We start from the raw sequence: 25,602 nt of genomic DNA, 5'->3' as shown, positions 1-25,602 counted from the left end.
TATTATGAAAATTAGAAAATTATGCGAAAAAATAGTTAATCAAATCGCTGCTGGTGAAGTTATAGAGAGGCCATATATTGCTATCAAAGAATTAATTGAAAATTCCATCGATGCAGGATCAACATGCATTGAAACATCTGCTTATGGCGGAGGAAAATCATTCTTCCAAATTTCTGATAATGGTTGTGGCATGACGCCAGAAGAGCTAAAAATGGCAGTACAACGCCATTGTACTTCAAAAATATTTGATGATTTTTCAAATATTCGAACATTTGGCTTTAGAGGAGAAGCACTCCCTTCAATTGGTTCTGTAGCTCATCTCACCTTAATGAGTAGATCTTCTATAAATACAATAGGTTCACAGATTACTGTAAATGGAGATAAAATTTCTAATATTAATCCAGTAGCAATGAACAAAGGCACTATAGTAGAAGTACGTGATCTTTTTTTTACAATACCTGCAAGATTAAATTTTTTAAAAAGTGAACAGGTAGAAAACAACTTAATAACCGACCTAATAAAACGGATGGCAATTGCTCATTCTCCAATACGCTTTACACTTTCAATTAACAAAAATACTCGTTATAATATAGATGCTAGCAGTTTTGAAGAACGTATATATCAAGTTATAGGCAAAGATTTTCTTGACAACGCAATCGAATTAAATGAAATATCCCATGATATAGCCCTGCGAGGATATGCAGGAATTCCTACTTTTAATAGAAGTCAGCCTAATCAAATATATGTTTTCGTTAATGGTAGAATTATCCAAGATAAACTTATTTTTTCAGCTATAAGATCATCTTATGCGGAAAGTATTCCACAAAAACGTTATCCTGTAATAGTTTTACTAATAGAAATTGATCCTCAACAAGTAGATGTTAATGTACATCCTGCTAAATCTGATGTACGTTTTCGTAATCCATCCATGGTAAGAAATTTTATTATTAAAAGCATCAAAGAAACAATTTTCAATAATGGAATTGCTACTTCTTCTGTTCTATCTAATAAAATGATCAAATCTTTTCATAAATCAAATACAGAAAAATTTAATAATTACATATCTCAGCCTAAAATTATAACAACAGAAAACCAAGAGTTTAGATTTAGTGATGAAAATAATTCAGTTATAGATTTATTGGATAATAATATAAATAATTTTGCTGATGAAAATAATGTCAAACCAATCCAAACATCACATCAATACCTTGGAATGGCATGTGCTCAGATAAAAAAAAACTATATTATTAGTCAAAATAATGATGAATTAATCATTGTAGATCAACACGCGGCACATGAAAGATTAGTTTTTGAAAAAATGCGCCAAGATTTTTATAATGAAAAAATCACCTCACAAATACTGCTGATACCAGAAATAATAGACCTATCTGAGGTAGAATGCGACCTTATAATAGGACATACAGATACTCTAAATAGATTAGGAATAGCTGTTGAACGTTTTGGTCCTAATGCCATTGCTATTAGAGAAATACCCCTCATTATTCCCAAGAAAGATGTATCACAATTATTTCAAGATATTTTTAGTGAAATCATAGCAAATAATACAATCCATAGCTTAACTGATAAAATAGAAAAAATAATTGCAACTATAGCATGCTATACATCTATTCGTTCAGGTAGAAAAATGCAAATTAACGAAATGAATGAACTATTAAGACAAATGGAAAAAAATCCTAATAGCAGTCAATGTAATCATGGACGTCCAACTTTTATTAAACTTAAATTATCTGATATAGAAAAACTATTCGGACGTTAAAATAAAAATCATATAACATTTATAAACTAGAAAGAAATTTATTAATATGCACGATAAAACTAATGAAAATATGGATAAAGCTGTTCTCAATTATAAGGATGGAGAGTTTGAAATAATACTTCCTGGATCATATGTTATATGCGCCATATCAGGTGAACGTATACCCTTAGATAGATTATATTACTGGAGTGTAGATAGGAGAGAAGCCTATGCTAATGCAGAAATGTCTTTAAAAGCAGAAAAAATGCGAAAATAATATTAAGTAAGCAGAAAGCATCTTTTATTTCTAAAAAATATTACGCATAAATTATATCTACATAAAACAAAATTAGGTCTTTTTTGAAATATATCTCAACCAAAATAATTATAATTTAAAATGAAATAACTTAAGATATAGTTCTATTATTTTTTATGATGTTTTGCAAATTGTATATGATGATATAAAATAAAAAATATCTCATAGCTTTTAAATCTAATCCTGAAATGAAAGTGGAATATCTATTATGAAATATCGCATCAACGCATTATCAACCATCTGCTGAGACTTAGCCTTCCAAGCATCATAAGCTTTATCACGGCTGGAGAATATACCAACCAAATCTATATCATCAGGATTACGAATTACTTTTTTTGAAATTTCCTCTAATTCCCCTCCAAAAACAAGATATAGTACTTGTTTTTCATTATTAGATTTATTCATAACCCATACCTTTCCATCAATAATATTTATCTTAATTAATTAAATTATATCTGAATAATTACTATTATATACTTGATAAATAATTTTTAAATTTTTTAAAGTTATATTTAGAAGAAGCAAATAAAACCCCATGACTTACTTGAGAACGATTATAAGTCAATGACTTACCATCTATGCCAACTAATATTCCACCAGCACCTTCAATCAACAAATCAGCAGCGGCAAGATCCCAGTCATTTGCGTTTTGATTTACAATTAAAATATCTATCATACCACTCGCCACCATACATAATCTTAAACACAAAGATGATATAAAAGGAATTTTTTTAAAACTAACTGTATCCAATCCCTGCAGGAAAACATCGTTAGCCATAATCATTAAACATTTTTTTTCTTCAGGCAAAGCAATAGAAATTTTTTCCTCATTGCAAGTTGATTGATTGCCAATAGAAACAACGAATTCCTTTTCTAAAGCTGATGCGTATATAACACCAATAACAGGACGACCATTATGTACTATTGCAACACTTATACACCATTCTTTCTTACCCTGAATAAATCCTCTAGTCCCATCAATAGGATCGACTATAAAAATTGTTTTAAAATTCAATCGATCAAAGTCATCATCCATTTCCTCAGAAAGCCAACCATATGACGGACGCAAAGGCCTTAAGAAAGACTCAAGATAAGCATTAACTGCAATATCAGCATCACTAACTGGAGAAGATCCTCCATTCTTCCAACAGATATTAGGAGATCGAAGGAAATAACGCATTGCTATAGAACCAGCATTCTTAACAGCTAATCTCACTATATCAAGATCATCATTCCAATTGTACATAAATCCATATCCACAAAACATTTTTCATTAACGTTTATAATAGTCCCGACAAGTCAAAGATTGGATGGAATAGCACGGGAATAACTTACCCGATATAATACATAAAAAAAATTAAATTCAAATCAAAAATTAAATACTATTTATGTAACGAATATACCAAAAAAATGCATAACAAAATCAGATTTATGACATAAGCAGGAAAAGAGATAATTACATTTAAAAATAATATTAAATCACTTGTAAATTCAAATTAATTATCACTAAATCAAATTATTATCACAAAGAAAAATATAAATTAAAATAAATAATAAATTATCAATAAAACTATAAAATAGCATAAAGTGATAAAAAAATACTATAAATTTGATATTATCAGAAACATTAAATATGGATATATCATCAACATAATATACTTCAAAAAAATATTTAGTTATATAAATATGCTAACTTCTTATTTCATAACTATTTAGTTAAAGCTAAAGATAAGTAATATATTTTTATTTAATTATTTTTAAAAAAATTCTAATATATCACGTAGGATTATAACAGAAAAAATAAACTTGACTGTCGCCATATCTTCGATTTTGCAAAAGTTTAAAATCATCTCTAAAGGATATATTACTTCCTATATAATCTTCTACAATAACCAAAGCGTTATACTCTAACCATCCACCGTTATATACAATATTTAATGCTTTTTGAGCTAATCCTTTTCCATATGGAGGATCTAAATATAAAAATCTAAAAGGCTTTATATTTCCAATTTTGCCCAAATTTAAAATATTTATACAAAAAATATCACAATTACTTTCTACTCCCAATAACTCAGCATTCCTACGAATTAACCTAATACTATCAATATTATTATCAATAAATAAGACATGTCGACATCCTCTAGATAAAGCTTCAAATCCAATTGAACCTGTACCCGCGAACATATCTAATACACGACCATCATTTAATATTTCAGGATAAACATGAATAAGAATATCAAAAATGGCTTTTTTTGTCCGGCTATTGGTAGGACGAATAGACCTATTATTAGGACTATGTAGCAAACGTCCTCGAAATTTTCCGCCAACGATCTGCATTTTAATAACTTTTACTATTTAAAGGCTTATTTGCAGATGGAAGATAACGATTTTTCTTTACAGTAGAAAATTTATCTAGAATAGATGATCTATTCTTATTACGAAATGCTTTTCTACTTGTTCTACGATTAGATTTGCATTTTACAGAATCTTTAAACAAACCATTATCATCTAACTTTCTATCGCATGGAATTGGTGCATGAATACCTGGAGACATCCATACATTTGAAGAACGATTCCTACGCTTAATTAAAGAATTAACTTTAGTTTTCTTATTAAATTGATCATTTTTATTATTATTTTTTAATTTTTTTGAAATATTGATAGTTTTATCTACAGTCTCTACAAGCTTATCATCATTTTTAATAATTAAGGGCTCAAAATTATAAATAGGCGCATCAAAATTTACTCTAGCTTCGTTTGCAAGCTTAGATCCTAGTTGTTCAATCAATACTTTACTAGAAACTTCTCTTATATCTCCATCCGATAATTCTCCTAACTGAAATGGACCATAAGAAATACGAATCAAACGGTTTACTTTCAAATGCAAATACTCAAAAACATTTTTAATTTCCCTATTTTTACCTTCACGTAAACCAACTGTGCACCAAATATTGGATCCCTTTTGAGAATCAATAGTAACGTTTATGCCTCTATAGCAAACTCCATTTATTACTATTCCTTCTTTTAATTCATCAAACTTAGATTGATCTATTTTCCCATAAGCACGCACACGATAGACACGCAACCATTGTGTAGTAGGCAATTCAAGAACACGAGATAATCCGCCATCATTAGTCAGAAGCAGAAGCCCTTCTGTATTTATATCTAGGCGGCCAATAGAAACAACACGTGGCATATTAGAAGGCAAATTATCAAATACAATATTACGACCTGCAGGATCAAAATGAGTCGTAACCAATCCTATGGGTTTATAGTAAAGCCATAAACGCGTCCTCTCTGCTGCCCGCAGAGGCTTATCATCAACTTCTATATAATCATTAGCCGTAACATTTACTGCAGATCTTTCCAAATAAACTCCATTTACTTTTACTCTTTTTTTGTCAATCATTCGTTCTACTTCACGCCTAGAAGCAACACCAGCACGTGCAATAACTTTTGAAACTCTTTCAGATGGAATCTTTTTTTGTACGTCTTGAATATTTTTCAAGTATTAAATCTCCTATGAATAATTTTAAATATATGCTTGCTAATAATTTTAAGATAGAATTAGCATACTTTTACATTATTATGTATTATAATGCATTTTTTACTTAATCGCTATTGATCTGAAGCAATTATGACTCAAAAAATAAACTTTATGTCCATTGCTATTGAAGAAGCTCTAAATGCTGCTTCAAAAGAAGAAATACCTGTTGGAGCAGTCGCCGTTCTGAACAATAAAATTATTGCCCGTGCAGGAAATAGAATACGAGAGTTAAAAGATATCACGGCACATGCAGAAATATTAGTAATTCGCATGAGTTGCGAATTATTGTCTAAAGAAATATTGCCAGGAGTAGACATATACGTAACATTAGAACCATGTACGATGTGTGCAGCTGCAATATCTTTTGCACGTATCCGTAGACTTTATTATGGATCGCCTAATCCTAAGGGTGGAGGGGTAGAACATGGTTCACAATTTTATAAACTGGCAACATGCCATCATAAACCAGAAGTATATTCTGGAATAAACGAGATTCGTAGCAAACAAATTATTCAAAATTTTTTTAAAGAAAAACGCTAAAATATTTTTATAAAACTTATCAAAAAATTATTGTCTTATTATAATTTAATATATTAACAAATTAGTTGTTTGTATTAAATTATTAGGCATATAAATAAATTTAAAATTAAGATAATATTAAGAATAACACTAGGAGAAAATATTGTCATATAACACATTTGGGCATCTTTTCCGAGTTACAACTTGGGGAGAAAGTCACGGTGAATCTATAGGATGTACTATAGATGGATGCCCTCCCAATATTAATTTTCTTCTTGATGATATACAATATTTTTTAAATAAACGAAAACCTGGATCGTCTCAATTTGTTTCGCAAAGAAATGAACCTGATACCGTAAAAATATTATCTGGAGTAATTGAAAAAAATGAGCAAAAACTTCTAGTCACTACCGGAACTCCAATTACAATCATTGTTAATAACATTGATCATCGTCCCAATGACTATCAAGACATATCAACTAAATACCGACCAGGACATGCAGATTATAGCTATAAAATCAAATATGGAATTCGTGATCATAGAGGAGGAGGAAGATCTTCAGCAAGGGAAACAGTGGCACGAGTTGCAGCTGGCGCTATAGCACGTAAAATTATACCTGGAATTTCTATACGTGCAGCATTAATACAAATTGGACCACATAAAATTAATCGTAATAATTGGAATTGGGATGAAGTAGATAATAACCTCTTCTTTTCTCCAGACAAAAAGATTATTCCTATATGGGAAGAATACCTAGGCTCAATAAGAAAAGAAAAATCATCAGCTGGAGCCATAATTGAAGTAGTTGCTGAAAACGTACCAGCAGGATTAGGAGCTCCTATTTACGGTAAATTAGATCAAGATATAGCAGGATTATTAATGTCTATTAATGCTGTAAAAGGAGTAGAAATAGGAGAAGGATTTCAATCTGTAGATATGAAAGGTGAATCAAATGTTGATTGTATGATAATCAATGAAAAAAAATACCCATCTTTCCTATCAAACCATTCTGGCGGAATTTTAGGAGGAATATCGACAGGACAGCCAATAATTGCAAGATTTGTAGTTAAACCAACTTCTTCAATTCCTATAACACAAAATTCCGTTGACGAAAATGGAAATAACGTCTCAATAAAAACTAAAGGTAGACATGATCCCTGTGTAGGTATACGAGCTGTACCAATAGGAGAATCTATGATAGCATGCATTCTAGCAGATCACTATCTGAGAGATAGAGGACAAACAGGAAAAAAAAGATATGGGATAAAAGATGATACTTAATGAGCAATATATCTCAGATATAATAAATTGTTTTCAAAAAGGCGATATTATCATAGTAACTGATGAAAAGGATCGTGAAGACGAAGCAGATTTAGTACTTGCTGCAACACACTGCACTCCTGAAAAAATGGCATTCATTATTCGCCATACCTGTGGCATTGTTTGTGTTCCTATGCCTTCTCAAAACGCAATTAAACTTGGCTTCAATCCGATGGTATCAGAAAATGAATCAGTTCATAAAACTGCATTTACCGTATCTGTTGATTCAAAAAGCGGAATTACAACAGGCATATCTGCTGCCGATAGAACACATACTATAAAAAAAATAGCTGATCCGCAAAGCTCTTCTTGCGATTTTTTACGACCAGGGCATATATTCCCACTGATATCTCAAAGTGGCGGAATAATAAATCGTCCTGGACACACAGAAGCAGCTGTCGACTTATGTAGAATGGCAGGATTACCTCCAGTAGCGACAATCTGTGAACTTGTTAATGATAATGGCACTATAAAAAAAGGTGAACAAGTTATCAACTTTGCAAAAAAATATGGATTAAAAATTATATCAATTGCAGAGCTTATTGCTTGGCGCAAAATAAAAGAAGTATAATTTATAAATTTATACTATGTATAAAAAACACACATAGTTTTCTTTAATATCCATAAAAATAATATATTAAAATTACAACAAAAATTTATAAAAGTTGATGATTTATATTATATTTAATATTTGATAATGTTTATTCTTCAACTTTGGATCTAGTTAAATACAGCACTTTTGTTTGCTATAATAATTAAAAAATAATACGTTATAGCAAAAATATAAGATAAAAAAGATAACTCATAGTATTTATCTTTGATATCATAATACAAAAGAATAGTATGAAAAAATGTATTTTTCTAATGATTTTACATCTATAACACAATCAAACATCAAAACAGAAAATAACGAGAATAGGTATACTATTGAAAATAAGAATAGCTTTTTTATAAATCCTGTACTTTGATCTTCTTTGCAAAAAAAAGCTGTACGTAATGCATATAAAATAAAATTACTACCTAAAAAAAATGCAATAATACCGTATATAATACTTGCAAAACCAAGAACTGTTGGAAATAATCCGAAAATAGCAGTTAAAATCGTATATATAAGAATATATATTTTAGTCATCTTATCTGTTTTTACGTTTGGCAACATTGGAATATTCGCTGCAGCATAATCATCCTTACATAGCAATGCTAATGACCAAAAATGTGGCGGCGTCCAAAAAAAAATGATTAAAAACATAATAAAGGGTTCTAGAGATATACTACCAGTTACAGAAGACCATCCTATCATCGGTGGAATAGCTCCAGCTATACCTCCTATTACTATATTTTGTGGAGTAAGACGCTTTAAATATATTGTATAAATCACAATATAAACAAAGATAGATAGAAATATTAATTTTGCAGCAACCCAATTAATTGCAAATCCCATAATCATGACAGAAAAAATTGCTAAGGCAACTCCAAATATCAGAGCTTCCCCCTTAAAAACTTTACCCATAGGAATAGGACGAGATGATGTACGCTGCATAACATGATCTATATCAGCGTCGTAAAACATATTCAAAGCGCCAGATGCTCCAGCGCCTATTGCTATAGCTATAATACTAATAATACCATTTAATAAACTAATATGTCCTGGCGCCAAAACAATACCAACAAGCGCAGTATATACTGCCAAAGACATAACACGTAGCTTAAGAAGGCTAATAAAAGATATAAACCTCCTCCAATCAAAAAACACCCTTACCAGCTCCTAAATAAGATATAGTCAGAATAACAATTAATAATAATAGCTAGCTATTATATAAAATATCCAATAATAATAATCAAATAATAGGGAATAAAAAGTATCTGTGTCAGAACAATAACATATATCTAAATCAACACCACTTCTCATTGGTGAGAATATAATAAATTATATAAAAACTAAAAAGAAACAAAAGCTAAATAAGACAATATTCTGCACTAATTATATTACAATATAAATTATAAATATAGCACCACAAAAAATAATAGAATAAAACATCACATAGAATACAAAAAGAAATAAAATCGTCATTACTAATTTATTTAATGATCAAACATATAAAAGTAACACACTGATTAGCAAAACTATTTACTAAATCATATATACTTAGAAAACAGCTTTATATAGAGAAAACTTCTATGCATAATTTTTACATCAAAAAAATTGTTATTACCTTAATGCTTAATAATCACAGCAAATTTAGACAGGCGATAATTTTAAAAAATCAAAATAAGGCAATGAAAATTTCATAGTATGATCAAAACTAATTGACATCGCCTTTTTGTTATAGCCTAGGAATACACGCGAACTAAATATAAAAGCATTAATATTAAAACATAAAATAATATATTATTCTTCTTTTATAACAAATACTTGACGTCCTCGATAATATCCTGTCTTCATATCGACATGATGAGGACGCCTTAGCTCACCTGATTTTTTATCCTCCACATATGAAGGACGGGTTATAGCATCTGCAGACCGACGCATGCCTCGTTTGGAAGGACTAGTTTTTCGTTTAGGTACAGCCATGTAAAATACTCCACATTCGTTACACAATTTAAAGATATTTTTGAAAAACCTAACATTATAGATACATCAAAATATTATCAAATCAATTTTCAATCTAATCTAATACACTACCAAAATGAATAGCAATATAAACGATCAAACAACCTCATAAAAAAATCATTATTGCTAAATTTGCAATATGCATAAAATAGCAATTTTATATTAAGCAATCGAATTGTGCAATTTAAAAATAAACATAAGATTTATATTACATATTTATTACAATATATAACTAATCATGCTATAATAGTATTTGTAATCATATTGAAAAACAGTCAACTTTTCTATAGCCTATAAGCTGATAGATTGATTTTTCTAAATAATATCACTTCTATATTAAGTATTGTGAATGAGTCACCTCTATAATCAAAAAAATTTGCTACTAAAAAAATCCAAAGAAATACTGCAAAAAGATACCCTCCCCGGAATCATATTGATCATTGTAGCTATCACAACACTGATGGTAGCAAATATATCGTTTTCTTCCCAGTATTATTTTAATTTTTTACAATTCAAAATTAATGATTTGACAGTTAAATATTGGATTAACGACATATTTATGACATTTTATTTTTTAATGATTGGATTAGAAATAAAACATGAACTCGTAGAAGGAGAATTATCAAGCTGGAAAAAACGATCTTTACCTGGACTAGGAGCAATAGGAGGCATAATTTTGCCTGCTCTTATATATATATTTATTAATAGAAACACAGAAATTGCTATCAAAGGATGGGCTATCCCCACAGCAACAGACATCGCATTCACACTCGGAATATTATCACTAATTGGGTCGAATTTTCCACCTTCACTCAAATTATTCTTTACCGCACTAGCAATTATAGATGATTTTTTCGCAGTAATTATTACTGCAGTTTTTTATACTAAAAATATTGATGTATCTTGCCTTAGCATTGCAATAGCCATAATATTTTTACTTATTGTATTTAATAGATTGAGAATATTTAGCCTGACATTATATGTATTATTTGGAGCAATATTATGGCATTTTATGTTTAAATCTGGGGTTCATGCAACATTTTTTGGGTTTATATTTTCCCTTGTTTTACCTTATCAAACTAATAATTGTAATGATAAAAACAAATTATCATTTTACTTTTTAGAAGACATACTAAAATATTTCGTGAATCTTCTGATACTGCCAACTTTTATTTTTATCAATGCGGGATTTTCTATATCTATAATATCCAATATAAGTATTTTTGATCCCGTAGTATTAGGGATAATGATGGGGCTGTTCATTGGGAAGCAGGCGGGTATTTTTTTATTTTCATTTATCGCAGTGAAAATTGGAGTAGGAATAATGCCTAAAAACTCCAATTGGCATCTAATATATGGAGGATCGGCTCTATGTGGAATAGGCTTTACAATGAGCTTATTCCTGACCTTATGCTCTTTCCCGCAATATAATGATTTACAGGAAAAAGCAAAATTAGGCATTATATCAGCATCTATTGCTTCAATAATATTCGCATATTTTATATTAAGAGCAGCAAAATATAAGAAAACATATCTCAAAATATAGAATTTATCATTAAAATCTATCCTGCAAATGCACGTTCTATAACAAATGTTCCAGGCCTGCTATTAGATCCTTCTATAAACTTTTGATTTATTAGTATTTTCTTCATATCAGCAATCATAGAAGGAGATCCACAAATCATTGCTCGATCAATGTTAGGATCTAAAGTAGACACACCAATATTACTATAGAATTCACCTGACAAAATCTGATTAGTAATTCGACCTTTATATAAATAATCTTCTTTAGTAACTGTTGTATAGTGTTTAAGTTTTTTACCAACTAATTGATTTAAAATCTCATTTTTATAAATGTCTCCCACCACATCTAATCCATATTGTAATTCAGAAATATACCGACAAGTATGAGTTATAATAACTTCATCAAATTTTTCATACGTTTCAGGATCGCGAATCAAACTCATAAAAGGAGCAATTCCCGTTCCTGTAGAAAATAAATATAATCTTTTACCTGGAATCAATGCATCTAAGACTAGAGTGCCTGTAGATTTCTTTTTTAACAAAATAATATCACCAGACTTAATATTCTGTAGATAGGATGTCAGAGGACCATTTTCCACTTTTATAGAAAAAAATTCTAATTTATCATCCCAACAAGGACTTGTCATCGAATAGGCACGACTGATATATCTTCCATCAACCATGAGACCAAGCATTACGAATTCACCTGATCTAAATCGAAACGTCTTTGGTCTAGTTATACAAAAATAGAATAATCTATCTGTATAATGCTTAACCGATATGACAGTCTCACTGTAAAAATTTGAAGTAGTATTGTTCATTATTTTTAAATACCAATCCCTAATTACAATTATAAATTTTACATAATATACTAACAATCAAGATGGGGAAATAGATAAATCTCCTAAGATATATTATATAAATTAAGAAAAAACATTAATATTATGAATAACTAGCCACATATATTAATACAATATATAAGTATATTTTAAATAATATTCACAAATATAAAAAAATACAGAGTTACTCTAATAAAATATTGATAATAAATTAATTCTTATAAAATAGCCGTATAAAAATAATTAAAAAATCGTCTGATTATAAAAATCAGCAAATTGTATACGATGCTGCAATATATTCAAAAATATATAAATATTATATTTAAAGACTTTAATAACTTAGTAGATAGATAAATATTGTAATGTATTAATCAATAAAATATTATAAATAAATATCAAAACATCTTATAATAAGCTGCAGCACTCCTTTAAAAATCAGGAACATATAAAATGTTATGGATTCCTTTCAAAAAGTTAATATAAAGAAACCAATGAAAGACAAAATGTATGTTACCTTATTTTACAAGTGAAAAGCCATATTTGGATATAGGAGAAATATGAAAAAATTTATTTAATCTAAGCACATCCCAGTATGATATCTCACTTGACTGGAGAAAAAAATAGGACGCCAGTTACAACTCGGTCGTTTCAACCAAATCCTTCACTGCAAACAAGTCGGAAATAAACCCAACTTTAAAAGCATAAAATGAAAATCCATTGAAAAAAATTGTTCAAAAAAGAGATGATCAAATTTTGAAACACTTTATTATATAAAATAAAATTACTAATACATTATAATAAGCATAATTAAAGCTTATATGTATAATTTTCATATTTTTATAAATATTATCCTAATAAAGCATTGTTATAAAAAGTAATAAAGGTATTGCATATTGGGACACAATGTTAATATCTATGCAAATTTTGACTTATAAAGCAAATATCTTTGGGAAATCTATTTTATGTTTATGTCATCAATATCCAAATTAACAAATTTGCATATCATAAGAATTTTGATAGTAGGTTTTACAGTTGTATTAATTTGCTCACTAGCGTTACAGCATATAGCGGGATATATACCATGCAAACTTTGCCTTCAAGAAAGATCACTCCATTTTTATTGCCTTTTAATAGCTATAATAGCTAGTTTTACTGCATATAATAATCGTCTATATTTGATTACATGCATACTAATGGGGCTAGTTTCTATAATTATGATATATAATATAGTTCTTGGAATTATTCATGTCGAAATTGAACTTAATATTTTATCAGCAGCAAATGCATGTATTATAAAACCCATGAATGAAGAAATAAGTGCTGAAGACCTATCATCAAGTATAGAAAATCAAGCAATTGTACCATGTAATAAGGTAAATTTAAACATCCTAGGTCTTTCCCCTGCAACTTGGAATATAATATATAGCGTTATATTCTCCATTATATCTTACGTAGCTGCAATCAAAACATTTAGGAAAAGTTATCCCCATAAATGAAGTGTTAATAATCTAAATCATAAGAAAACAATACTTGATAGTATTATACAATAAAAAACTTATCTATTATTTTAATCGCAAGTTATAAATTGATACAAGACAGTTCAAATATCATCATAATCATAATTTTTTCGCCAATAATTTATCATTATAGAAGCATTAAGTTCAGCTCCAAAAATAAATATCACACCTAAAATATAAAGAAAAACCAAAAATATAGTTATAGAAGCAAGGCCTGCATAAATAGCAGAATAATTAGAAAAAGCAATAATATAATGCGCGAATAAAAAAGCTCCTACCAGCCAACTTATCCATGTAAAAATTATCCCTGGAAGTATACTGTAAATCATACGATTTCCTGCAGGCAAAAAAAGATGTACAAAGATAAGCCCCAAAAATATAACAAAAATCGTTCCATATACTCTTCCATTCCAAATTATTAAAAGAAAATTGCCAAATGAAGGAGAAAATTCTTTTACATACGCTAAAGCTAACGGAATATTAACAAAAACGAAACTTACAATAGTCAATATAAAAGCAGATAACAGAACATATCCAAGACTGATCAATCGTGTCACATACCAAGATCTCAATTCAACAACACGATATGCTCTATTAAGCGAGACACGCAATGCCTCTATGCCATTAGAAGAAAAGTAAGCTGATACCAATGCTGAAATTGTAAATAAACCTTTCTTGGGCATTGATAATACTTGCAAAATCTCATCTGTAATCGGTTTTGCAATCACTTCAGGCCAAGTACTAAACAAAACATCCATAACAGTAGCAACAAACTGATGCGCCCCTAGAAACCCTGCTAAATTCGCACCAAAAAATATAAATGGGAATATAGATAATAAAGTGGAAAGAGAAATATGACTAGCCATAGCCCAACCATCTTCTTCCATAAAATGCTCTATAGCATCAAAAACAATATCATAAATGATGCAAAAGTATCTCAACATATAATGCTACCCCATTAACCAGCATAAAATTACTAATAATAATTTTATTGATATAAAAAACATCATAATCATCATTCAAGCTTTAATAATATAAATACATAATTAAAACTACAATGAATAATTATTTTATTAAAACACAATACATAATTAAACTATCAATCTAATATACATTACTGTAAAAAATTGAATAATAAATTATTACAATCATATAAATCGAATCAGTATGGCTTTACTTGATATTGTATTTTAACTACAATAATACGATAAATTAATACATACTATATAATTAATCGCCATTAACTATCAATTTATATATGTAATTAATATCCATAAAAACACATGATATTATAAATTAAACGAAGCAAATTTATACTTAGCAAGCAAATATCAATTATCCATAGTGGAAACTACATATAATGAAAGTACTAGTACCCATTAAGGGGGTAATAGACTATAACGCTAATATACGCGTAAAAGTCGACGGATCCGGAATTGAAAAAGATAACTTAAAAACATTGACAAATCCTTTCGATGAAGTTGCTATTGAAGAAGCATTGCGGCTAAAAGAAAAAGTAATAGCAGATGAAGTAATAGCTGTTTCTATAGGAGCTTGCAAAACAGAAGAAATTCTCAAAAATGCACTAGCCATGGGTGCAGATAGGGCTATTTTTATTGAAAGCAAAGAAATATTAGAACCCTTATCAGTAGCAAAACTTTTAAGAGAAATAGTAAACCAAGAAAAACCAAAAATAGTTATAACCGGAAAAAAAACTACTGACTATGAATCAAATCAAACAGGACAAATGCTGGCGGCATTGATGAAATGGCCTCAAGCAACATTCGCTTCTAGTATAGAAATTGATAAATATAACGCAACTATTATCCGCGAGATGGGATACGGAATAGAAACAATAGAAGTTACTTTGCCTGCAGTTATAACAGTTGACCTAAATCTAAATGATCCTAGGTATATATCGCTATCAAATATGATGAAATCTCGAAAAAAAATCATTGAAAAAAAAATAGATTCTGATTTTTTGATTGATTTGAAACCTCATCTAAAAACTCTCAATTTTGAAGAAAATAAAATCAAAAGATCGGGAATAAGGTTGAATTCCGCATTAGAACTAATTGAAATATTAAAAAATAAACATGGCCTACTATAAAATGCCCATACTTATTCTAGCAGATTATAATCAAGATAATTTATCAGAACATACATCAAGAGTCATAACTGCTGCAAAGCAAATTGATCAAGATATACACGTTCTAGTAATTGGAGAAAATATCGAAGGAATTGCACGACAAGCATCTAAAATCAATGGAGTTACGAAGGTTTTAATCGCAGAAAATGCTATTTTTAGAAATAAAATTGCCAGCATTTTAAGTGATTTCATAGTATCTATCGCAAAAGATTATAGAACGATAATGACTTCATCTAATGCGATAGGAAAAGATGTATTGCCAAGAGTTGCAGCAATGTTAGATTGCATGCAAGTATCTGAAATTATTGAGGTCGTATCTCACAATATTTTTAAAAGACTAATACACGCAGGTAATGTGATACAAACCGTGCAAACAACAGATCCTTGTCAAATTATAACGGTTAGAACAACAGCTTTTCCACCTTCTCCTCAAAAGAAATTGCCAGCCCATATAAAAAAAATATCTACAGAAAATATGGATATTAATATCACAAATGTACGCTTTATTAAAGAAGAAAAAACTACAGATGAAGGAATAGATCTTGCTTCCGCAAAAGTTGTAATATCTGGAGGAAAAGCATTTGGATCAAAAGAAAATTTCCAATCAATTATTTTCCCCTTAGCAAAAAAACTTGGAGCAGCTATCGGAGCTACCAGAGATGCAGTAGATGCAGGTTTTGCTCCTAATGATTGGCAAATAGGACAAACAGGCAATACAATATCTCCAGAACTTTATATCGCAGCTGGAATATCAGGTGCAATACAGCATATATCAGGAATGAAAGAATCGAAAATTATCGTGTCAATCAATCAAGACGAACTTGCACCTATCTTTAATATTTCCGACTATTTCATAGTTGGAGATATCTTTGAAATTTTGCCAGAAATTGAAAAAAATATATAATTTATTTTTGATTTGTACAAAAAATATGATTAAATATAATTTAATATTAAAAACGATATAATTTAATTAAGATAGATTTAAGTGTAAAATATAAATATAAAGACGTCACAATACTATAAACTATAATATGCCAATTAACACTTCAAAATAAAGTCATTTTCCTATACTATATTTTGAAAAAATTTGTGAATATAGATCTATTATAAATAATGACTAAATAAAAAATATTTAGATGTATAGTTAATAACTTTATAAAAATAATATCATTATAATTTAGTCAAATTCAATTAGTATGAAATAGTAATATCATAATACTGATATATCATCATATATATCACGTAAGCTTATTATGATACTAATAAAAAAAGGCATTTATTGACTAAAATAAAAATGATTGTTGATTGCTGTAATATTTGTGGTCTATATACTATGAATAAAAATTTGGAATTTAGTAAAAACCATTAGTAATTTCTAATGTATTACCAATAATAAACATTATACCCCCCCTAATATTAAACTGGAGAGGAAATATTGAACAATAAAAAAAAATCTAACAAAATGTGGGGAGGCAGATTTTCTACTAGTCCAAGCTCGATAATGGATAAAATAAATGTTTCAATTGATTTTGACAAAAAACTTTTTGAACAAGATATACTAGGATCTAAAGTTCACGCATCCATGCTGGCTAAACAAGGGATTATATACCAAGAAGACTATATCAAGATAATAGATGGATTGAATACAATTCATAAAGAAATAATCAAAGGTTCATTTGAATTTTCACGGGAGCTTGAAGATATTCATATGAATATTGAAGCAAGACTTAGTGCTTTAATTGGATCTGCAGCTGGAAAGCTTCATACAGCACGTTCGCGCAATGACCAAGTAGCCTTAGATTTACGCCTATGGGTTAAAGAACGAACTATAAAAATAACAGATAATTTAATAAAACTACTATTAGCTCTCATTGACAGAGCAGAAGAACATTTTGACACTATAATGCCAGGATTTACCCATTTACAAACAGCACAACCTGTTACTTTTGGACATCATTGTATGGCATATGTGGAAATGTTCGGACGCGATATTTCTCGATTTCTTGATTCCATTGAGCGTCTTAATGAATGCCCTCTAGGAGTTGCGGCATTGTCTGGAACTAGTTTCCCCATAGATCGTCACTTGACAGCAAAAGAATTAGGTTTTAGAGAACCAACTAGAAACTCTATCGATACAGTCTCAGATAGAGATTTTATATTAGAATGTTTATCTAATTCATCCATTTGTGCTATGCATATGTCAAGATTAGCCGAAGAGATGATTATTTGGTCTACACCACAATTTGATTTCATTCGATTGTCGGATGCTTTTACGACCGGCTCATCAATCATGCCACAAAAAAGAAATCCTGATGGAGCAGAATTAGTACGTGCCAAAACAGGTCGAATAAACGGAGCTTTAATATCTATCTTAACAGTTATGAAAGGATTGCCACTAGCGTATTCTAAAGATATGCAAGAAGACAAAGAGATGATTTTCGATTCTATAGAAACCTTAGAAGTAATTACCTTAGCTATGACTGCAATGATAGGCGATATAAATGTAAACAAAAATAGCATGCGAAATGCTGCTGTTTCAAGCTATTCTACTGCCACAGATTTAGCAGATTGGCTAGTAAAAAACACTGATATGCCTTTTCGAGATGCTCATCATATAACGGGACTTGCCGTATCTTTAGCAGAAGACAATAAATGTGAACTTGCAGAACTTCCCCTAGAAATGCTACAGGAAATAAGTCCTGTATTTACTTCTGATATTTATAATATCCTTCAAGTTGAAAACTCTGTGTTAAGTCGAAACAGCTTTGGAGGAACATCTCCTGAAGAAGTAAATAAGCAAATTTTATATTGGCGTAATCATATCAACAGTATATATGAAAAAGTAAAAACATATGATATTCAATCATGTTATTAACGTTATGGAACATAATAATGAAAATAAAGCCACAAATGAGTATTTTTATCTATCTATTATTATTAAGCAACGCTTTATTACAAAGTTGTGGACGAAAGGGTGATCTTGAAATAAACAATACATCAAAAAATAACTGTATTAATTCATGAGTTATTTTGAACATTGTGAAGAGACTCTGCATGCGGAAGGAGTTTCTATTAAAAAAATTGCTCAAACAGTTAAAACACCTTTCTACTGCTATTCTACAGCTGCGATAGAAGATAATTATCATGCTTTCTCCCGTGCTTTTGCTGGAATTGATGTAATGATTTGCTATGCTTTAAAGGCGAATTCTAATCAGGCAGTAATCAAAACAATAACACGTTTAGGCGCAGGATTAGATATTGTGTCTGAGGGTGAATTATATCGTGCTTTATCCGCAAACGTCCCAGGAGATAAAATTGTTTTTTCAGGAGTCGGCAAAACAGTTGATGAAATTGATTTAGCTATTAAATCAAGAATATATTGCTTTAATGTTGAATCAGAATCAGAGCTAATTACTATTAGTCAACGTGCTGTATCCTTAGGGGAAACAGCTTCAATTTCTTTTCGAGTTAATCCTGATGTAAATGCTAATACGCATCAAAAAATATCTACTGGGAAAAAGGATGATAAGTTCGGAATACCCTTAACACAAATACGTTCTCTTTGCCGCTATGCCAAAACTCTAGCAGGAATAAAGCTGTCCGGTATTGATATGCATATAGGAAGCCAGATCAATCAAATAGAAGCTTTTGATAAAGCATTTAAATTATTACGAGAACTAATACAGCAACTAATTTCTGATGGACATAATATAAAACATATAGATGTTGGAGGAGGATTAGGGGTTCCTTATTACGATAGCAGGCCATCTCCTCCTTCCACTTATGATTATTCACAACTTATTAGAAAATATTTCGATGATCTAAAATGTAAAATTATTTTAGAACCAGGGAGATTTTTAGTAGCTAATGCCGGTATATTAGTAACACAGGTAATATCTATAAAAAATGCTGAAAATAAAACTTTTATTATATTAGACACAGCTATGAATGATTTAATTAGGCCTACACTTTATAGCGCTTATCATGAAATAAAATCTGTTGTGATGCCAGATGATAGTTGTTTACAAGTAAAAGCCGATTTAGTAGGGCCAATATGCGAGACCGGTGACTTCCTAGCCTTGGATCGCATTATCCCTCTACCTAAGCCAAGAGATCTTCTATATATCAATACAGCTGGAGCATATGGAGCTGTGCAATCAGGAACTTATAATTCCAGATTATTAATTCCAGAAGTTTTGGTAAAAGGCCATGAATTTCATATTGTGCGCCCTCGTAAAAGCTTTAAAGAACTTATAAATCTTGATTCTATCCCAAAATGGTTAAAATAGATGTTTTATCTGCTTTATTTATATTATATTAAAATATTTTCAACATAAGTGATATAAATCAGATTTAAACATAAAATTTGCATGTTTCATAATAAACAACAATTTTAAAGTATATCAAAAATGATATTATTTAGGAATATTAATCTGTCCTATATATCTTTTCGTATAATAAATAATAATAACGACAATATAAAAACTACGATTAAATAGTAAAATAACTTTATAATAGCTATAAGTCATCTCATGCTATTATTTTTGATTAATGATATTAAATAAATTAAAAATCGTAATGCAGATTAGACAAAAGATCGTACTAAATTTTCAACTAGAATGCTCCATCCGTCTATTAAAACAAAGAAAATAATCTTAAATGGTAATGATATTGAAGTTGGAGGTAACATCATCATTCCCATTGCCATAACTATAGTAGCAACAATCATATCAATGATCAAAAACGGCAAAATAATAAGAAAACCTATTTCAAAACTACGTCTGAGCTCGGAAATCATAAACGCTGGAATTAATACCCTATATTCAACCTTATCATTGCTTATAATATCTTTATTTTTTTTATTTCCAGCGGCCATATTCATAAAAAGCGATAAATCTTTTTCCCTAGTATTGTTTTTCATAAAAATCCAAAATGGTTCTGCAATATGTTTAATCGCTTCAATTTCAGTAATCTTATTACTCATCAAAGGCTTTACTCCCATTTCCATAGCACGATCCATTGTTGGAGACATAACATAAAAAGTCATAAACAATGAAAGACTTATTATAACAAGATTAGGAGGCATAGATGACATACCCATCCCTGTTCTGAGTATTGAGAAAACAATTACAAACCTGGGGAAACAAGTAACCATTATGATAAGAATTGGTACTATTGATAAAATAGTAAAAAGTCCGAAATTCCTCACTATCCAAGTGGAAACCGATATATTAGAAGGAATTGATAAAACTTCATGTAAAGACGATTGTGCAAAAATTGATTCTGGCACTAAACAATAAATTATAAATATCAAACATCTAATCATGTAATGATAAACGTCCTTAATATAACCGTTGATACTAAATTTTTTGATCGCAATCTTATTCGATCTTCAATATCATTTTTCAAATAACGAAAACCTTGAGGGCCTGATATTTGTTTAATAGAAACAGTACGTATATAAGCTATGATATCCTGTTGGATAAATTCTAATAAGGACTTATCAAGTATATCATTGCATATTAATGCAATTTCTAATCTGATCCAATGTTTAGGCGCATCAACTAAATTTGTTATGATAGGTTGGATGGGAAATATACGGTAATTAGGCCCATAAGAAGAATTATCACACTTATTTATATCATTAACACTAATCTCGTTACGATAAATTCTCCTAATAAATGATGTTATAATACCATCTTTATCAGTATTTGAAGAGAAAAGTAAAATTACATTACCACCTAACCAACCATATAATATTCCGGTTGCTGTTAATACTATGAAATTTTTCATAAAACTATTATAATATCCACTTTCATTCATATCAGTAATTATATAACAATCTGACATACATGGTAATTACGAAAACTATAGTGGTGAAAATTCATCTATTATACGTTGTCCAAGTGGCGCTTGCTGCAATGTTGTTGAACGTCCTATCCCACCATAAGAAATGCGTGCTTCAGCAATCTTATCGTACGAAATGCTATTTTGCGCATTAACATCTTGAGGACGCACTAAGCCAGTAACATTGAGAATACGAATTTCATCATTTACACGTACTTCCTGCGAACCACTAATAACAAGATTACCGTTATCTAGTATTTTGACAACAATAGCAGCTATTAAAAGTTCTAATCTTTCCGCTCTACTAATAGATCCCTTCCCCGCAGAAGCACTATTTGCATCATAATTTATATCAGCGTCCATACTAGGAGATTTGACCCCCAAGAAGGAAAATCCTCCTGATATTTTTTTGCCTATAGAATTATTACGACTACGCCCAGTCTTATTGTCAAAAGTAGCCTTATTATCAATCCTTATATTAACTGTTAAAATATCACCTACATTAATAGCACGTGAATCCTTGAAAAGAGCAGATTGAGAATCTCTCCATAAAGAATAACTTTTTTTTATAGGTCTATAGTTATTAAAATATATATTTGACAAGATTTTTTGATTATAATTATTTAAATCTGAACCTATGGGGCTCATACTGGGAATTCCGTAAAATTTAGAAAAAGTATTTCCTTGACAACCGAATAGCAAAGTAAAATTGACTAAAATAGCAAAATAATAAATAATAATCATGTCGATCTTTTCTATTTTTTAAATTTTAACATATTAGCCACTATACTCGTAATTATAGCTGCTGACTTGGGATCCATTTTAGACATAATTGAACTTGACTGACGTGTACTAAGTCTCATAAGAATATGAGAAGATATTTCAGGATCTATTTTCTCTAACTGAATGGCAGCGGAATCTGGATCCATTTTTTTGTAAATATCCAAAATGTTTTTGTTGTATGATGAAATAAAATCATCATATTTTCTAAACCACATGTAATATCCATTTTTAGTACTTTCTAATACTGAAACACGAGTTTCTATACTATTTTTAAGCTCTTCTAATACTTTTTTCTGCGATAAATAATTGCGCTTTCTGACTAAATCGGAAATATTAGTGCAATATCTCTGAATTTCTTTATCTTGCAGATCGACGCTTCCATAAATTTTGCAAATAAAACCTTGCATAAAGAAAAATATTAAGAAAAAAGTTATTAAAGAAAGATCTCTTATCTTATAAAAATATATAAATGGCAAAAGTATCATTGAATTATAATCTCTGACTGAAGGGCTCCTGCTGCTTTAATACCTTGTAGAACTGCTATTATTCCATCGGGTTTAATTCCTAGTTTATTCATCCCTGATACAAGACTATTCAAATCAGGTGCATCTATTATAGATGCATATCCTCCACCTTTAGACACTTGAATATCAGTATTTATCTGGGTAGCAGTGTTCCCTCCAGATAATTGATTAGGCTGAATTACTTGTTTATCTTCTATTATCTGTACCGTTAAATTACCATAGCTAACTACAACCTTAGAAATTTTGACATTCTCACCTATAACGATAGTACCACTACGTTCATTTATAATAATCCTAGCAGGAGTATCCGTTTCAACAGTAAGAATTTCAATCTCAGACATTAACCTAGCCAGATCAATAGCTGTCGGTTTAGAAACTTTTACACTCCTTGAATCACGTGCTTCTGCGATAGACTTATTAAAACGAGTTAAAGCATAAGAATTAATCTTATCAGCAATTCTAATTGAAGTAGAAAAATCTGGATTAAGTAATTGCAAAATAAGATTTGCAGAATCTCTAAATTTTAAAGGTATTTCCCTTTCAACAATGGCTCCATTCAAAATCTTACCACCCGTAGATATTCCTTCAATAAATGAAGCAGACTGACCTTTAACAAATATTCCAGAAACAATTACAGATCCTTGTGCTACTGCATAAGTATTACCATCAGCACCCATAAGAGGCGTCATTACTAGAGTTCCACCTCGCAATGAAGAAGCATTTCCTAATGAATTGATAGATACGTCTATACGACTGCCAACACTCGCAAAAGGAGGTAAATTAGCAGTAACCATAACTGCAGCTATATTTTTCGTCCCTAATTTACCTCCTTGAGTAGATACGCCAAGGTGCTGTAATACAGAACGAATTGCTTGTTCTGTAAAAGGGGATGAACGTAAAATATCTCCAGTTCCTTGAAGGCCTATAACAAGACCATATCCTATTAATTGATTGTCTCTACCTGATTGCAAAGACACAATATCCTTTATACGTGAAACAACATTTGCTGATGCTTCACTCCAAATAATGAAATAAAAAATAAAAAAGAATATACGAAAAATCATTTTAATGTAACACTAACCGTGCTGTCATTCATTACCTGACCGGAAACTATAACACCAGTATCAATGTTTTTTACAGATAATGTACTTCCTATACTTGCATCAGAAAGAGCAATCCCAGATGTGGATATTGTCATGTTTTTTTGACTAAAAACAATACGGACTTTAGACCCACGAGTAATAACATATAGAGGTTGCAATGCAGACATTGGAATAACACGATCTGGCAATAAAGTACGCCGTGTTACAAATCCTACAACATCTTTAGTGGAACGTGCGTAATCCCCTCGAAGATTTGAATTGCTCAAAACCAATTCCTTTAATTTTGATTCATGTAACACTTCTCCTATATTGATGACAGAAGACGGAACAACAACACGACCAAAACCATCAGATAATACAACAGTAGAACAAATTGTAAAAAAATAAAAACTGAACCATAATACGATAAAAAAACGTATCACTTGATATCTCCAACTTAATTATCGCCCTTTACTTACCAAAGAAGACATCTCATCAGCAGCCTGCATAACCTTAGAATTCATTTCATAAGCACGCTGAGCAGATATCATATCAGATATTTCCTTAACCGCATCGACGTTAGATGATTCTAAATAACCTTGCTTAATATAAGCAAAACCAATATCGTCAGGAGATGATATTATTGCTTCTCCTGATAGTGCAGTTTTAGCAACAAGATTATCACCAATATTACGTAGACCTGCTTCATTAACAAAATTTGAGATTAACAACTGCCCTAAAAGTTGAGGATCCTCATTTTTCCCAATAACAGCCGTAATTTGACCAGATCTAGAAATTTTTATATCCCTAGCATCATCAGGTATGATAATAGAAGGGAACAAAATATTTCCTTCAGAATTAATCAACTGTCCTTTTGAATCTGTAGTAAAAGAACCTGCTCTGGTATACATAATAGTTTTATCAGGAGCCTCAACTTGAAACCAACCTTTCCCCACTAATGCTAAATCCAAATTATTGCCAGTATGTGTTAATTCTCCCTGAGTATATACATTACGTACAGATGAAATTTGCACACCATTTCCAATATTAACACCTTCCGGGACTAAAGATTGACTAGAACTGCTATTATTAGACCCCTCAGCCTTTTCCGCCTGATAAAGGAAATCAGAAAATTCTGCACGAGCTCTTTTATAACCAGTAGTATTAATATTAGCGATATTATTTGCAATTATTTCAAGATTGGTTTGCTGTGCAGACATGCCAGCAGCGGCTATTGTAAAAGCCTTCATTTTCATAATCCCCTTAA

At 30.2% G+C, this 25,602-nt stretch carries 26 protein-coding genes; 11 read left to right on the top strand and 15 right to left on the bottom strand.

All coding sequences use genetic code 11. The features are described 5' to 3' along the window. The first annotated feature begins 4 nt into the window (after nucleotides 1-4). Together mutL and LAM_RS01450 are read left to right on the top strand one after the other, a co-directional pair. Nucleotides 5-1,777, top strand: coding sequence for a DNA mismatch repair endonuclease MutL (mutL, locus tag LAM_RS01455; RefSeq protein ID WP_007556923.1), 1,773 nt, complete (start codon nucleotides 5-7; stop codon nucleotides 1,775-1,777). Nucleotides 1,778-1,823: 46 nt separating this feature from the next. After that, nucleotides 1,824-2,033 carry a DUF2093 domain-containing protein gene (locus tag LAM_RS01450; protein WP_007556922.1) on the top strand — a complete coding sequence of 70 codons (210 nt, stop codon included), beginning with the start codon at nucleotides 1,824-1,826 and terminating at the stop codon, nucleotides 2,031-2,033. Between the two features lie 216 nt (nucleotides 2,034-2,249). Here the strand turns inward: LAM_RS01450 and LAM_RS01445 are convergent, their stop codons facing one another. From LAM_RS01445 to LAM_RS05615, 4 genes are all read right to left on the bottom strand, one after another. Next, a complete protein-coding gene (locus tag LAM_RS01445; RefSeq protein WP_007556921.1) occupies nucleotides 2,250-2,477 on the bottom strand; it encodes a DUF4170 domain-containing protein in 228 nt (75 codons plus the stop codon). A 64-nt stretch (nucleotides 2,478-2,541) separates the two neighbouring features. After that, nucleotides 2,542-3,318 carry a 3'(2'),5'-bisphosphate nucleotidase CysQ gene (locus tag LAM_RS01440; RefSeq protein WP_007556920.1) on the bottom strand — a complete coding sequence of 259 codons (777 nt, stop codon included), beginning with the start codon at nucleotides 3,316-3,318 and terminating at the stop codon, nucleotides 2,542-2,544. A gap of 530 nt (nucleotides 3,319-3,848) precedes the next feature. After that, nucleotides 3,849-4,409: a 16S rRNA (guanine(966)-N(2))-methyltransferase RsmD gene (gene rsmD / locus LAM_RS01435; protein WP_007556919.1), complete on the bottom strand. Its 561-nt coding sequence runs from the start codon at nucleotides 4,407-4,409 to the stop codon at nucleotides 3,849-3,851. Nucleotide 4,410: 1 nt separating this feature from the next. Then, entirely contained in the window at nucleotides 4,411-5,580 is a 1,170-nt protein-coding gene (locus LAM_RS05615; protein WP_007556918.1) for a pseudouridine synthase, read from the bottom strand. 129 nt (nucleotides 5,581-5,709) lie between these two features. On the opposite strand from LAM_RS05615, the gene LAM_RS01425 reads away from it, so the two are divergent. The 3 genes from LAM_RS01425 to ribB all read left to right on the top strand — a co-directional run bounded on the left by LAM_RS01425 (nucleotide 5,710) and on the right by ribB (nucleotide 8,030). Beyond that, nucleotides 5,710-6,159, top strand: coding sequence for a nucleoside deaminase (locus LAM_RS01425; RefSeq protein WP_007556917.1), 450 nt, complete (start codon nucleotides 5,710-5,712; stop codon nucleotides 6,157-6,159). Nucleotides 6,160-6,301: 142 nt separating this feature from the next. Further along, nucleotides 6,302-7,420, top strand: a complete 1,119-nt coding sequence (aroC, locus tag LAM_RS01420) for a chorismate synthase (RefSeq protein ID WP_007556916.1) — start codon at nucleotides 6,302-6,304, stop codon at nucleotides 7,418-7,420. Then, entirely contained in the window at nucleotides 7,410-8,030 is a 621-nt protein-coding gene (gene ribB, locus LAM_RS01415) for a 3,4-dihydroxy-2-butanone-4-phosphate synthase (protein ID WP_007556915.1), read from the top strand. The genes aroC and ribB overlap by 11 nt, the downstream gene beginning before the upstream one ends. A 252-nt stretch (nucleotides 8,031-8,282) precedes the next feature. On the opposite strand, the gene LAM_RS01410 is transcribed toward ribB, so the two are convergent. After that, on the bottom strand, nucleotides 8,283-9,212 hold the full coding sequence (locus LAM_RS01410) for a heme o synthase (protein ID WP_007556914.1): 930 nt from the start codon (nucleotides 9,210-9,212) through the stop codon (nucleotides 8,283-8,285). 636 nt (nucleotides 9,213-9,848) lie between these two features. Continuing rightward, entirely contained in the window at nucleotides 9,849-10,031 is a 183-nt protein-coding gene (gene rpmF / locus LAM_RS01405; RefSeq protein ID WP_007556913.1) for a 50S ribosomal protein L32, read from the bottom strand. A 388-nt stretch (nucleotides 10,032-10,419) separates the two neighbouring features. Here rpmF and nhaA point away from each other — a divergent pair, with 388 nt between their 5' ends. Next, entirely contained in the window at nucleotides 10,420-11,616 is a 1,197-nt protein-coding gene (nhaA, locus tag LAM_RS01400; RefSeq protein WP_023466196.1) for a Na+/H+ antiporter NhaA, read from the top strand. Nucleotides 11,617-11,632: 16 nt separating this feature from the next. On the opposite strand, the gene LAM_RS01395 is transcribed toward nhaA, so the two are convergent. Further along, entirely contained in the window at nucleotides 11,633-12,415 is a 783-nt protein-coding gene (locus LAM_RS01395) for a ferredoxin--NADP reductase (protein ID WP_023466194.1), read from the bottom strand. 980 nt (nucleotides 12,416-13,395) lie between these two features. Between LAM_RS01395 and LAM_RS01390 the strand changes: the two genes are divergently transcribed. Next, entirely contained in the window at nucleotides 13,396-13,929 is a 534-nt protein-coding gene (locus LAM_RS01390) for a disulfide bond formation protein B (protein ID WP_007556910.1), read from the top strand. Between the two features lie 104 nt (nucleotides 13,930-14,033). On the opposite strand, the gene LAM_RS01385 is transcribed toward LAM_RS01390, so the two are convergent. Next, nucleotides 14,034-14,894, bottom strand: a complete 861-nt coding sequence (locus tag LAM_RS01385; RefSeq protein ID WP_007556909.1) for a YihY/virulence factor BrkB family protein — start codon at nucleotides 14,892-14,894, stop codon at nucleotides 14,034-14,036. A gap of 416 nt (nucleotides 14,895-15,310) precedes the next feature. Here LAM_RS01385 and LAM_RS01380 point away from each other — a divergent pair, with 416 nt between their 5' ends. The 4 genes from LAM_RS01380 (at nucleotide 15,311) to lysA (ending at nucleotide 20,388) form a co-directional block, all read left to right on the top strand. Then, the gene (locus tag LAM_RS01380; RefSeq protein ID WP_007556908.1) at nucleotides 15,311-16,060 is read left to right on the top strand and encodes an electron transfer flavoprotein subunit beta/FixA family protein; all 750 of its coding nucleotides are present in this window, start codon (nucleotides 15,311-15,313) and stop codon (nucleotides 16,058-16,060) included. 1 nt (nucleotide 16,061) lies between these two features. After that, nucleotides 16,062-17,003 (top strand): electron transfer flavoprotein subunit alpha/FixB family protein, encoded by a 942-nt coding sequence (locus LAM_RS01375; protein ID WP_007556907.1) that lies wholly within the window; start codon nucleotides 16,062-16,064, stop codon nucleotides 17,001-17,003. Nucleotides 17,004-17,561: 558 nt separating this feature from the next. Further along, entirely contained in the window at nucleotides 17,562-18,974 is a 1,413-nt protein-coding gene (gene argH, locus LAM_RS01370; protein WP_023466191.1) for an argininosuccinate lyase, read from the top strand. A 145-nt stretch (nucleotides 18,975-19,119) separates the two neighbouring features. Continuing rightward, nucleotides 19,120-20,388 (top strand): diaminopimelate decarboxylase, encoded by a 1,269-nt coding sequence (gene lysA, locus LAM_RS01365; protein WP_007556905.1) that lies wholly within the window; start codon nucleotides 19,120-19,122, stop codon nucleotides 20,386-20,388. A 296-nt stretch (nucleotides 20,389-20,684) separates the two neighbouring features. Here the strand turns inward: lysA and fliP are convergent, their stop codons facing one another. The 7 genes from fliP to flgG all read right to left on the bottom strand — a co-directional run bounded on the left by fliP (nucleotide 20,685) and on the right by flgG (nucleotide 25,585). Beyond that, a complete protein-coding gene (gene fliP / locus LAM_RS01360) occupies nucleotides 20,685-21,425 on the bottom strand; it encodes a flagellar type III secretion system pore protein FliP (protein WP_007556904.1) in 741 nt (246 codons plus the stop codon). Then, nucleotides 21,422-21,892 carry a flagellar basal body-associated FliL family protein gene (locus LAM_RS01355; RefSeq protein ID WP_240532028.1) on the bottom strand — a complete coding sequence of 157 codons (471 nt, stop codon included), beginning with the start codon at nucleotides 21,890-21,892 and terminating at the stop codon, nucleotides 21,422-21,424. The genes fliP and LAM_RS01355 overlap by 4 nt, the downstream gene beginning before the upstream one ends. A gap of 75 nt (nucleotides 21,893-21,967) precedes the next feature. Then, the gene (flgH, locus tag LAM_RS01350; protein ID WP_007556902.1) at nucleotides 21,968-22,690 is read right to left on the bottom strand and encodes a flagellar basal body L-ring protein FlgH; all 723 of its coding nucleotides are present in this window, start codon (nucleotides 22,688-22,690) and stop codon (nucleotides 21,968-21,970) included. 11 nt (nucleotides 22,691-22,701) lie between these two features. Beyond that, a complete protein-coding gene (locus tag LAM_RS01345; RefSeq protein WP_007556901.1) occupies nucleotides 22,702-23,214 on the bottom strand; it encodes a MotE family protein in 513 nt (170 codons plus the stop codon). Next, nucleotides 23,211-24,323: a flagellar basal body P-ring protein FlgI gene (locus LAM_RS01340; RefSeq protein ID WP_420834414.1), complete on the bottom strand. Its 1,113-nt coding sequence runs from the start codon at nucleotides 24,321-24,323 to the stop codon at nucleotides 23,211-23,213. The genes LAM_RS01345 and LAM_RS01340 overlap by 4 nt, the downstream gene beginning before the upstream one ends. Then, a complete protein-coding gene (gene flgA, locus LAM_RS01335; RefSeq protein ID WP_007556899.1) occupies nucleotides 24,314-24,778 on the bottom strand; it encodes a flagellar basal body P-ring formation chaperone FlgA in 465 nt (154 codons plus the stop codon). The genes LAM_RS01340 and flgA overlap by 10 nt, the downstream gene beginning before the upstream one ends. An 18-nt stretch (nucleotides 24,779-24,796) precedes the next feature. Beyond that, complete coding sequence (flgG, locus tag LAM_RS01330) at nucleotides 24,797-25,585, bottom strand: flagellar basal-body rod protein FlgG (protein WP_007556897.1); 789 nt, start codon at nucleotides 25,583-25,585, stop codon at nucleotides 24,797-24,799. Between the last annotated feature and the right edge of the window lie 17 nt (nucleotides 25,586-25,602).

The organism is Candidatus Liberibacter americanus str. Sao Paulo (genome assembly GCF_000496595.1).
In the GTDB taxonomy this organism is placed as follows: Bacteria; Pseudomonadota; Alphaproteobacteria; order Rhizobiales; family Rhizobiaceae; genus Liberibacter; species Liberibacter americanus.
The sequence above is the reverse complement of the archived record's forward strand: the minus strand, read 5'-3'. Positions and strand labels throughout refer to the sequence as shown.

Excerpts from the sequence above, each read along its gene's own strand:
- ribB (WP_007556915.1), top strand. The coding sequence starts at position 7,410 with ATGATACTTAATGAGCAATATATCTCAGATATAATAAATTGTTTTCAA.
- LAM_RS01375 (WP_007556907.1), top strand. The coding sequence starts at position 16,062 with ATGCCCATACTTATTCTAGCAGATTATAATCAAGATAATTTATCAGAA.
- rsmD (WP_007556919.1), bottom strand. The coding sequence starts at position 4,409 with ATGCAGATCGTTGGCGGAAAATTTCGAGGACGTTTGCTACATAGTCCT.
- rpmF (WP_007556913.1), bottom strand. The coding sequence starts at position 10,031 with ATGGCTGTACCTAAACGAAAAACTAGTCCTTCCAAACGAGGCATGCGT.
- LAM_RS01445 (WP_007556921.1), bottom strand. The coding sequence starts at position 2,477 with ATGAATAAATCTAATAATGAAAAACAAGTACTATATCTTGTTTTTGGA.
- LAM_RS01385 (WP_007556909.1), bottom strand. The coding sequence starts at position 14,894 with ATGTTGAGATACTTTTGCATCATTTATGATATTGTTTTTGATGCTATA.
- LAM_RS01345 (WP_007556901.1), bottom strand. The coding sequence starts at position 23,214 with ATGATACTTTTGCCATTTATATATTTTTATAAGATAAGAGATCTTTCT.
- LAM_RS01425 (WP_007556917.1), top strand. The coding sequence starts at position 5,710 with ATGACTCAAAAAATAAACTTTATGTCCATTGCTATTGAAGAAGCTCTA.
- nhaA (WP_023466196.1), top strand. The coding sequence starts at position 10,420 with ATGAGTCACCTCTATAATCAAAAAAATTTGCTACTAAAAAAATCCAAA.
- argH (WP_023466191.1), top strand. The coding sequence starts at position 17,562 with ATGTGGGGAGGCAGATTTTCTACTAGTCCAAGCTCGATAATGGATAAA.
- LAM_RS01395 (WP_023466194.1), bottom strand. The coding sequence starts at position 12,415 with ATGAACAATACTACTTCAAATTTTTACAGTGAGACTGTCATATCGGTT.
- flgG (WP_007556897.1), bottom strand. The coding sequence starts at position 25,585 with ATGAAGGCTTTTACAATAGCCGCTGCTGGCATGTCTGCACAGCAAACC.
- LAM_RS01355 (WP_240532028.1), bottom strand. The coding sequence starts at position 21,892 with ATGAAAAATTTCATAGTATTAACAGCAACCGGAATATTATATGGTTGG.
- lysA (WP_007556905.1), top strand. The coding sequence starts at position 19,120 with ATGAGTTATTTTGAACATTGTGAAGAGACTCTGCATGCGGAAGGAGTT.
- mutL (WP_007556923.1), top strand. The coding sequence starts at position 5 with ATGAAAATTAGAAAATTATGCGAAAAAATAGTTAATCAAATCGCTGCT.
- LAM_RS01380 (WP_007556908.1), top strand. The coding sequence starts at position 15,311 with ATGAAAGTACTAGTACCCATTAAGGGGGTAATAGACTATAACGCTAAT.
- LAM_RS01440 (WP_007556920.1), bottom strand. The coding sequence starts at position 3,318 with ATGTACAATTGGAATGATGATCTTGATATAGTGAGATTAGCTGTTAAG.
- LAM_RS01450 (WP_007556922.1), top strand. The coding sequence starts at position 1,824 with ATGCACGATAAAACTAATGAAAATATGGATAAAGCTGTTCTCAATTAT.
- fliP (WP_007556904.1), bottom strand. The coding sequence starts at position 21,425 with ATGATTAGATGTTTGATATTTATAATTTATTGTTTAGTGCCAGAATCA.
- LAM_RS01390 (WP_007556910.1), top strand. The coding sequence starts at position 13,396 with ATGTTTATGTCATCAATATCCAAATTAACAAATTTGCATATCATAAGA.
- flgH (WP_007556902.1), bottom strand. The coding sequence starts at position 22,690 with ATGATTATTATTTATTATTTTGCTATTTTAGTCAATTTTACTTTGCTA.